Annotated in this window: 8 protein-coding genes; 4 read left to right on the top strand and 4 right to left on the bottom strand. The window is 40.7% G+C overall.

The genetic code is table 11. The features are described from left to right. Positions 1-995, top strand: a 995-nt coding sequence (locus L655_RS0124175) for an IS30 family transposase (protein WP_241764482.1), incomplete at its 5' end; no start/stop codon positions are given. 102 nt (positions 996-1,097) lie between these two features. Here the strand turns inward: L655_RS0124175 and L655_RS0124170 are convergent. Continuing rightward, on the bottom strand, positions 1,098-1,856 hold the full coding sequence (locus L655_RS0124170) for a hypothetical protein (RefSeq protein WP_024606544.1): 759 nt from the start codon (positions 1,854-1,856) through the stop codon (positions 1,098-1,100). Positions 1,857-2,180: 324 nt separating this feature from the next. On the opposite strand from L655_RS0124170, the gene cysB reads away from it, so the two are divergent. Further along, complete coding sequence (cysB, locus tag L655_RS0124165; protein WP_024606543.1) at positions 2,181-3,158, top strand: HTH-type transcriptional regulator CysB; 978 nt, start codon at positions 2,181-2,183, stop codon at positions 3,156-3,158. Between the two features lie 75 nt (positions 3,159-3,233). On the opposite strand, the gene L655_RS0124160 is transcribed toward cysB, so the two are convergent. The 3 genes from L655_RS0124160 to pabB form a co-directional block, all read right to left on the bottom strand. Beyond that, on the bottom strand, positions 3,234-4,610 hold the full coding sequence (locus L655_RS0124160; RefSeq protein ID WP_024606542.1) for an L-serine ammonia-lyase: 1,377 nt from the start codon (positions 4,608-4,610) through the stop codon (positions 3,234-3,236). 101 nt (positions 4,611-4,711) lie between these two features. Beyond that, positions 4,712-5,287, bottom strand: coding sequence for a CoA pyrophosphatase (locus tag L655_RS0124155; protein ID WP_024606541.1), 576 nt, complete (start codon positions 5,285-5,287; stop codon positions 4,712-4,714). A 6-nt stretch (positions 5,288-5,293) separates the two neighbouring features. Continuing rightward, positions 5,294-6,652: an aminodeoxychorismate synthase component I gene (gene pabB / locus L655_RS0124150; RefSeq protein WP_024594771.1), complete on the bottom strand. Its 1,359-nt coding sequence runs from the start codon at positions 6,650-6,652 to the stop codon at positions 5,294-5,296. A 155-nt stretch (positions 6,653-6,807) separates the two neighbouring features. On the opposite strand from pabB, the gene L655_RS0124145 reads away from it, so the two are divergent. Together L655_RS0124145 and L655_RS0124140 are read left to right on the top strand one after the other, a co-directional pair. Then, positions 6,808-8,334, top strand: coding sequence for a fumarate hydratase (locus tag L655_RS0124145; RefSeq protein ID WP_024606540.1), 1,527 nt, complete (start codon positions 6,808-6,810; stop codon positions 8,332-8,334). A 130-nt stretch (positions 8,335-8,464) separates the two neighbouring features. Continuing rightward, positions 8,465-9,168, top strand: a 704-nt coding sequence (locus L655_RS0124140; RefSeq protein WP_024606539.1) for an IS4 family transposase, incomplete at its 3' end; no start/stop codon positions are given.

Here is a 9,168-nt window from a genome sequence, read left to right as displayed (position 1 = left end):
CTTTTTCTCCGGCAAGAGATTTTACAATGAGACATTACAAACAACTGACCTATGCGCAAAGATGCCAGATCGCCGTTCTAAAGAAAAGTGGTTTTACGCAACAAAGTATTGCTGAGCTAACTAATTTATCGCAATCTACGATTTCAAGAGAGCTTTCTAGAAATACAGGTAAGCGAGGTTACAGACACAAACAAGCTCATGAGCGGGCTTTGTTTCGCCGAAGAAGTGTAAGAAAACCGCTTAAGATGACACCTGAAATGATGGCTTTAATTACCCAGAAGCTTAATGAGAAGTGGAGCCCTGAACAAATAACGGGATGGTTGCGTAAAGAAAGTGAACGGTCTGTCAGCCATGAACGCATTTATCTGTATATCTGGGAAGATAAAAAAGCAGGTGGTGAGTTATACCTACATCTGCGCCGACACGGTAAGAAATATCACAAGCGCAGTCATGGTAAAACAAACCGAGGGCAAATAAAAAATCGCGTTAGCATTGAAGAACGCCCACAAATAGTTGATGAGAAAGGTCGTATCGGAGATTGGGAAATAGATACCGTCATAGGTAAAGGTCATCGAGGCGCCCTTGTTACCATTGTAGAGCGGGTCACCCAATTCACTGTATCAACGCAGGTGGCAGGCAAAACAGCACAAGCCGTCACTGCGGCGACGATAGAACTATTAAGGCCATATAGGTCAGCGCTTCATAGCATCACGGCTGACAATGGAAAAGAGTTCGCTTATCACGAGCAAATCACAGAGGCTTTAAGTGTTCCTGTTTATTTTGCTCACCCTTATCACTCATGGGAGCGCGGATTGAATGAAAACACGAATGGATTACTACGCCAGTATTGGCCGAAGAGCACAGATTTTAAGGCGGTAACACCAGCGCAGGTTATACCAGTACTTGAGCAACTTAATAATCGTCCGAGGAAGACACTTGGATTTGAAACGCCTGCAAAATTGATGCAGGATCACTTGGCGGCTAAAGCCGCCTAAACGTTATGCACTTCAGGTTTGAATCCGCGTAACTAAGAAAGAGACAAAAAAGCCTGCATAAATTTATTTTGTGCAGGCTTTTTTAATACTTTTATAAAAGAATTACCATTTCTTTTTAGGCGCAAACAATATATCTAAGTCGTCTTGCTCTTCTTCTGTTTTCTTTTTAAGTGCGCTTGCATTAGAAGCTCTTAGTTCAACACTAATTGCTTCTAAGTAACCTTCAACTTCTTGGCGTTTTGTTGTTACATATTCATCGGTGTATGTAACTGCATTGAGCGTTGCCTGTGCTTTTTCAAAATACTGTCTTGCTGAGCCAACCATACTTGCTGAGCGGGCAGATAAGCCACGTTTTATTTGGCTTTCGATATTAATACGCAGTTGTAGTTTTTCAAGACGTTTATCTTCTAAAACAAAAACTTGGCTATCAATACGACCTTTATTATGTTCAGAGCGTAAAATTGAGCGTAATTTTTTAATACCTTGAATTAGGCCAACAAGCTGTTTGTCATTATTGGGTAACGTTAGGGCTTCACTGCTGTTGTCTAGAACTGCATTGGTGAGGTGCGTTTTAGCCTCACCTAAGCGGCTTTTGAGTGCTTTGGATGTTGGCGAACTAGTAACCATCGTGTTTAATGCTTCGTAAATACGGCGTTGCAATACACGGATTATGTTTTCAGAAAGAGGTATATTGGCACTATTCATTAGTGCTTCTTCAGTTTCTTCTATTATAGCTTTTTGTTTTGTTAGCTCTTTGCGTCGTTCCGCTTCTTGTTTTTCTTTGTGTTGTTGTACAGCACTTACCCAAAGTGCAATCACAATCAATGCAACTATAAGCACTATTATAATAGAAACGATCATGGTGTAATTCTCGGATATATAACCTAATTATTTAATCTTACATTAAATATACGTTAACAGGGTAGCTTTGCGCCGATTAACTTAAAAAATACACCAAAAAATTGATAGGTTGAGCTCTTTATAAACCGTAGTCACCCTAAGGGCTTATAAACTAAAGCTGAATAAACATCGCTACCTGAAACATATTTATTATGCTAGCCTTGAGCTCTAATCAGATAATTGCACACCTAAAGACCTAAAGTGATATTTTACGCAAATAACACTTGGTTTTAAGCGGTATTGCCTTTATAAATAATATGAATAATAACGTTAAAATTTGCAGCCATGAAATTACAACAACTCAGATACATCGTAGAAGTACAAAATCATAAATTAAATGTTTCAGCGACTGCTGAGAGTTTATTTACCTCGCAGCCAGGAATTTCTAAACAAGTACGCATGTTAGAAGATGAGTTGGGTGTACAAATTTTTGGTCGCAGTGGTAAACATTTAACGCATGTAACCGGTGCTGGCGAAGATATAATTAATATTTCTCGTGAAATACTCTCCAAAGTAGAAGGTATTAAAGCCGTTGCTAATGAGCATACGCTACCTGATCAAGGTAAGTTAAATATTGCCACAACACATACCCAAGCCCGTTATGCTTTGCCTAACGTTATTCAAGGGTTTATGAAAAAATACCCTGCGGTATCGCTTCATATGCACCAAGGTACTCCACAGCAAATATCAGATGCTGCAGCACGCGGTGATGCCGACTTTGCTATTGCAACAGAAGCACTGCATTTGTATTCAGATTTAGTTATGCTGCCTTGCTACCATTGGAACCGCAGTATTGTTGTTGCTAAAGACCATCCTCTCGCTAAAAAGGCAAATAGTTTAACTGTTGCTGACATTGCCCAATATCCACTTATTACATATGTATTTGGTTTTACGGGCCGCTCAGAGTTAGATAAAGCGTTTAGCGCACACGGACTTGAGCCACACATTGTATTTACTGCAACCGATGCTGATGTTATAAAAACATACGTACGACTGGGTTTAGGAGTTGGTGTTGTCGCTTCAATGGCGATAGATCAAGTGAGCGATACCGATTTAGTGTGTATTGATGCAAGCCACTTATTTGAAGCAAGCACGACCAAAATTGGTTTTAGAAAGGGCAGCTTTTTACGTACTTACATGTATGATTTTATTGAACGTTTTGCACCGCACTTAACTAAAGAGCGCGTAGAGCGAGCAAGTTTAATGCGTAACCAAGACGATGTAGATAAATTATTTGCAGATATAGAGTTACCGGTTAAATAAGGTGATTACATTGAACGAACAATAAAAAAGCTGCCTATTTTAAATAGGCAGCTTTTTCTTTTTATAGCGAGCTGATTAACATTCGATAATATTAACTGCTAATCCACCGCGAGCGGTTTCTTTGTATTTGGTTTTCATATCGTTGCCGGTTTCAAGCATGGTTTTAATCACTTTATCAAGTGATACCTTTTGCTCGCCACTGCCACGAATAGCTAAACGTGAGGCATTAATTGCTTTAATCGCGCCCATTGCATTACGTTCAATGCACGGTACTTGTACTAAGCCACCAACAGGGTCGCACGTGAGGCCTAAATTATGTTCCATACCAATTTCTGCTGCGTTCTCTACTTGCACAACATTGCCACCAACAATTTCTGTTAATGCGCCTGCAGCCATAGAGCACGCAACGCCAACTTCACCTTGGCAACCTACTTCAGCACCCGATATAGAGGCATTCTTTTTATATAAAATACCAATAGCAGCAGCCGTTAATAAATAACGTGTGGCTATATCGCGGTCTACTTCTTTCACAAATGTGTGATAGTACATAAGCACAGCCGGTAAAATACCCGCAGCACCATTAGTTGGTGCGGTAACTACACGGCCACCTGCCGCATTTTCTTCGTTTACGGCAAGGGCAAATAAATCAACCCAGTCCATTGCACGAAGTGGGTCGTTACTGACTTCTATATTTAGTTTTAAGTATAGGCTTGGCGCACGGCGCTTTACTTTTAAGCCGCCAGGTAAAATACCTTCGGTACGCATACCACGCTCAATACAGGCCATCATTACTTTCCAAATATGAAACAGCGTGTCTTTTATTTCATCTTCAGTGCGCAGTGTTTTTTCGTTCTTCATCATCAAGCTTGAAACACTAAGCCCTGACTCTTTACACATCTCTAGTAGCTCTTTTGCGCTACTGAAAGGGAAAGGAGCTGGGTTTTCTTCTCTAATATCAAGGGCTGCTTGTTTTTCGTTTTCAAACTCTTCATCAGTAACAATAAAGCCACCGCCAATAGAGTAATATACTTTGCTGTAAACTTTTTCGCCGTTGTTTGAGGCGATAATTTCCATTGCATTAGAGTGCTTAGGCAGCGTTTTGCGACGATGAAAAACAATAGCGCCTTGTTTTGGAAACTTAGCTTTGTGTGTTTTGTTTAAATAAATAACCTGATCTTGTTCGATAGTGGCTAAAATGTCGTCGACTAAATCGGCATCTATAGTTTCAGGGTCATAACCGGCTAAACCAAGAATTACGGCTTTACCCGAGCCATGGCCAACACCTGTTTGTCCCAAAGAGCCATAAAGCTCTACTTTAATATCGGTAACATTTGCTAATAATTGTTGTTCTTGTAGGTCATTAACAAATAAGCGTGATGCGCGCATTGGGCCAACGGTGTGTGATGACGAAGGGCCAATACCAATGCTAAACATATCAAATGCACTGATCATAATGTGTGTCTCTACTTTGTTTTATCAGCTCGAAGCTGCTCTTTGAACGGTCGAGCATGATAACGTGGAATTGTGATTGTGTAACTACTAATAACGAAGATTTAAACTGGTAAGGCGAGTTGTTTTGTAAAGTTTTTTATAATGTTTGCCGTCGCACCCCAAAGTAAACCATGCGGCGTTTTAAAACCTTGCAAAATAACCGTTTTCCCAAATCGTTGAAAAGGTAAGGGTTGCCAGTTAGCTTCGTTATTTAATTCAGTGACCGAGAGCAAAAAGCTCGCTTGTACTTCATTATAGTCATTTTCCCAGGTGGTGTCTTTTTTGAGTAAACCTACATAGGGGCTAATACTAAAACCCGTTAAGGTTGAATACTCAGGTAAGTGACCTAATACATTAACGTTGCTTTGGGCAATATTTAGCTCTTCTTTTAGTTCGCGAAGGGCTGTGGTGCGAAGGGTAATGTCGCTTACTTCAAACTTGCCTCCGGGCAAACAAATCTCCCCAGGGTGATGGTGTAAATAAGTAGGGCGTTTACACAGTAAGATATGTGCATGGTTATCTATATCAATAATGGGTAGCATAACAGCGCTAGCGCGTTTTTTACGTGTGTCTTTTAACTGATTTGGCGCAGCTGTAGGGCTTAACAGAAACCGCGCCATAATGTGTTCACTATTCAAAGCGACCTACTGTTTTAATAAAGGGAGGATTTTATTTACTTTATCGTAAGTTTCTTGATATTCCAATTCGACTTTAGAATCAGCGACTATTCCGCCACCTGCCCAGCAGTAAATTTGCGCTTTGTGGCACACCAAGGTGCGAATAGTGATACTGGTGTCCATGTTTCCACACGCACTTAAATAACCAATTGAACCACAATAAATGCTGCGGCGATGTGGTTCTAATTCTTCAATTATTTCCATTGCTCTAATTTTGGGCGCACCGGTGATTGAGCCACCCGGAAAAGCCGCTTTTAGCTGATCGACGGCTGTTTTACCTTCATCAAGTTCCGAGGTTACCGTGCTTACTAAATGATGCACTGCCGGAAAGCTTTCAATAGCAAAAAGAGAAGGGACGTGAACGCTGCCAGGTTTTGCCACTTTGCCTAAGTCGTTACGCAGTAAATCAACAATCATTACGTTTTCAGCGCGATCTTTAGCTGATGCTGCGAGTATTTGGGCTTGGCGTTGATCCTCCAGCGCATCCGCTTTTCGCGGCAGTGTGCCTTTAATAGGTTTGGTTTCTACAACGTTATTATTTACAGATATAAAGCGCTCAGGGGAAATTGATAAAATTGCCCCTTGAGGGTGATTTATAAAGCTCGAAAATGGCGCTTTATTTGCCTCACGCAGTTTAATATAAGCCGCCCAAGGGGAGCCTTCAAACTGAGCGTTAAAGCGCTGCGCTAAATTAATTTGGTAACAATCGCCACTTTTTAGATACTCCTCAATTTGGGCAAACTTTGCAGCGTATTCGGTTTCGCTCATATTTGATTGCCAGTCGCTGTTTAGGGCAAAGGACTGCGTATTAACTTGGGAGTTAGCGTGCGTATTTAAGTATTGCTCATAAAGCGCTAATCTATCGGTGTTTGGCTGCGATACATAAAACCAGCTTTGTTGCTGTTTGTCGTAAATAAGGGCATCTAAGTAAAGGCCAATAGCCATTTGGGGAAGATTAATATCTTCAATAGCACGAGTGGGGATGTTTTCAATTGTACGCCCTAAGTCGTAGCCAAAGTAGCCAAGCCAGCCGCCGTTAAAGGGTAAATCGTAATCGGCTTTTGTTTTAGCAAGATGCGAAAGCTCATTATTCATAATTTCAAAGCAGTTATCACTACTTTCTATATTATTTAAAAAGCTTTTATTATTTTTTACTTCAAGGGTACTTTGCGGCTCAATAGCAACAATATCAAAACGACTGTTTATATGATTACTATTTGCAGAATCTAATAGAATTGCATAAGGCAAATGTGAAAAATGCGCAAAAACGTCAATGCAGTTTTGTGTTATGCCTAATTTAATACAATTTTTTTTATTGTTTAGCATTTACTGCCCCTTTAAGAACTGGCTCGAAACGGGCTGGGAGGGTATCATAAGTCAAATTTTTTGGCAGCACTAAGCTGCAAAAAACAGTGCAAACCACCGTCACCGGTTTGATTTAGATTACGCGTCAACGCGTAACGGTAACTTAAGGAACCACTATGAGTACAATTTGTCAGCAAGACTTTATTGATAGCATTGAAGATGCATTGCAATATATTTCGTTCTATCACCCACTTGATTTTGTTCAAGCACTCGAAAAAGCGTACAACAAAGAACAAAGTAAAGCGGCTAAAGACGCCATTGCACAAATTTTAATTAACTCACGCATGTCGGCTGAAGGCAAGCGTCCACTTTGCCAAGACACCGGTATTATTACCTGTTTTGTTAAAGTAGGTATGGATGTTAAGTGGGATAAAACAGATTTAACCGTTCAACAAATGGTTGATGAAGGTACTCGTCGTGCATATTTGAATCCAGATAACCCTTTACGTGCATCTATTGTAGCAGACCCTGCTGGTACGCGTAAAAATACTAAAGATAATACGCCTTCGGTTGTGCATATTGATTTAGTAGCGGGTGGAAAAGTAGAAGTAATGGTTGCGGCTAAAGGCGGCGGCTCTGAAAACAAAAGTAAAATGGTTATGTTAAACCCGTCAGATGATGTTGCTGCATGGGTAGAAAAAACACTACCAACAATGGGTGCTGGTTGGTGTCCGCCAGGCATGCTAGGTATAGGTATTGGTGGTACGGCTGAAAAAGCAGCAGTAATGGCTAAAGAGTCGTTAATGGATCCGGTTGATATCCATGAATTAATGGAACGCGGCGCAGAGACAACTGAAGAAAAACTGCGTTTAGAAATTTTTGACCGTGCTAATAAATTAGGTATTGGCGCACAAGGTTTAGGCGGTTTAACAACGGTTGTTGATGTTAAAATTAAAACAGCACCAACGCATGCAGCTTCAAAACCTGTAGTAATGATCCCAAATTGTGCGGCAACTCGCCATGTACATTTTACGCTTGACGGTTCTGGCCCTGCTAATTTAAAAGCACCTAAACTAGAAGGTTGGCCACAAGTAACATTTGAAGTGGGCGAAGGCACACGTCGTGTTGATTTAAATACACTGACTAAAAAAGATGTTCAAGAATGGAAAATGGGTGAAACCGTTTTACTTTCGGGCACTATTTTAACAGGTCGTGATGCAGCGCATAAACGTTTGCAAGATATGATCAACTCAGGTGAAGGTTTACCTGAGGGCGTAGACTTTGATAATAAATTTATTTATTACGTAGGCCCAGTGGATGCGGTACGCGATGAAGCAGTAGGTCCTGCTGGCCCTACAACAGCCACTCGCATGGATAAATTTACCGATATGATGCTAGAAAAAACAGGCATTGTAGGCATGATTGGTAAAGCTGAACGTGGCCCTGCAACGGTTGAGTCTATTAAAGAGCATAAATCTGTTTATTTAATGGCTGTAGGCGGCGCAGCTTACTTAGTATCTAAAGCGATTAAAAAAGCACGCGTAGTTGCTTTTGAAGATTTAGGTATGGAAGCTATTTACGAATTTGAAGTTGAAGATATGCCAGTGACCGTTGCAGTAGACAGTGAAGGCGCCAATGCGCATACACAAGGCCCTGCTATCTGGAAAGCTAAAATTGAAGAGCTTGATAGCAAGCTAAAATAACGTACGTTTTGTATTTTTAAAAAGCGAGCCTAGTGCTTAATGCCGATCATTTAAGAATTAGTTAATAGCACTTGAACGATCTTCTAGGTATGTAAGAATCCGAATTCTTTTGTAGAATTCGGATTTTTTTATGCAACTTTCTAATGCTCTCGATATTATTAACAACATCAAACCTAATGACGTTGAAACACTCGCAGACTTACTCCCTTTATCTCTTATCGAAGAAGCCTATGCACTGACCGAAACCGTTACACTACGAAAAAGAAAACTAACCCTAGAATCGATGGCTTGGTTGTTGATCGGTATGGTTATTTATAATGACAAATCCATGGCCGATGTCGTTAATATGCTCGACATTGTTGACCGAGAAGGGAAGCCATTTGTTGCGCCAAGTGCTTTAACTCAGCGTCGTAAAAACCTAGGTGAAGCCGCTATGAAAGCCTTATTTGAATGTACCCAAAGACATTGGAATGAAGACGCTAACCACCCTCATTGGAATGGACTTACCTTGCTGGGTGTCGATGGTGTTGTTTGGCGTACGGATGACTCCCCCCAAAATAATGAGGCCTTTACAAAACCGACCAACACACAATACCCACAGGTCAGAATGGTGTGTCAAATGGAACTGAGCAGCCATTTAATAACGGGGAGCGCTTTTGATGATTACAAGGTCAATGAAATGGTACTGGCTGAAAAGCTTATAGAAACCACACCAGACAATAGCCTCACTTTATTCGACAAAGGTTTTTATTCTTTAGGGCTTTTACATAAATGGCAAACAACTGGCAGTGAACGCCATTGGCTAATCCCCCTGAAAAAAAATGTGCAATATGA

This window comes from Pseudoalteromonas sp. TAE79 (assembly GCF_000498015.1).
Classification (GTDB): Bacteria; Pseudomonadota; Gammaproteobacteria; order Enterobacterales; family Alteromonadaceae; genus Pseudoalteromonas.
Note: the sequence above shows the minus strand (reverse complement) of the source record. Positions and strands in the feature narration are given on the sequence as shown.

Excerpts from the sequence above, each read along its gene's own strand:
- L655_RS0124170 (WP_024606544.1), bottom strand. The coding sequence starts at position 1,856 with ATGATCGTTTCTATTATAATAGTGCTTATAGTTGCATTGATTGTGATT.
- pabB (WP_024594771.1), bottom strand. The coding sequence starts at position 6,652 with ATGCTAAACAATAAAAAAAATTGTATTAAATTAGGCATAACACAAAAC.
- L655_RS0124145 (WP_024606540.1), top strand. The coding sequence starts at position 6,808 with ATGAGTACAATTTGTCAGCAAGACTTTATTGATAGCATTGAAGATGCA.
- L655_RS0124160 (WP_024606542.1), bottom strand. The coding sequence starts at position 4,610 with ATGATCAGTGCATTTGATATGTTTAGCATTGGTATTGGCCCTTCGTCA.
- cysB (WP_024606543.1), top strand. The coding sequence starts at position 2,181 with ATGAAATTACAACAACTCAGATACATCGTAGAAGTACAAAATCATAAA.